The organism is Chrysanthemum yellows phytoplasma (assembly GCF_000803325.1).
GTDB classification, from domain to species: Bacteria; Bacillota_I; Bacilli_A; order Acholeplasmatales; family Acholeplasmataceae; genus Phytoplasma; species Phytoplasma asteris.
On the sequence record NZ_JSWH01000069.1, the window covers coordinates 1 to 513 of the forward strand.

Annotated in this window: 1 protein-coding gene; it reads left to right on the forward strand. The window is 32.0% G+C overall.

Features of this window, described 5'->3' with window-relative positions:
• Window positions 1-513 (forward strand): DnaB-like helicase C-terminal domain-containing protein (locus OL66_RS00885; RefSeq protein WP_034172088.1); only part of this gene is annotated, 513 nt, incomplete at both ends.

Genomic DNA, 513 nt, shown 5'->3' on the forward strand with positions numbered 1-513 from the left:
TAGTCCTTCTTTTGAAAACAAGGACCCTTATCATCAACATCTATACTACCAAGAAATCTTTGATAAATTAAGAAAATTTATGTCCTTTATACCTCATCCCTCCGATAAGACTTTGTTAACTTTAAATCAAATGGCTTCTTGTCATCCTGAATTTTTCGAGTCCGATCAACAAGCTAAACAAAAAATTCAAGAAGAATACTATCGATTATCGGAAACCTTCAAAGGATTAAATCAAGCCACAAAAGGCTTTAAAAAGGGCCAAATCATCACTATTGGAGGCTATACTGGTTTAGGAAAAACCACTTTTGTCTATAATCTCCTGTTAGATATCACTAAAACTAAATACCAAGAAACTCATCATCATCCTCATCTCTTAGTTTTTTCTTATGAAATGACTTTAGAAGAAAATTTAAGTCGGTTATTAGCCCACCAAACTCAAATTCCCTTAGAGATTATTTTAGATAAAAATTTGGAAGATTCAAACATCACTACAAATACCTACATGGAAAGGAT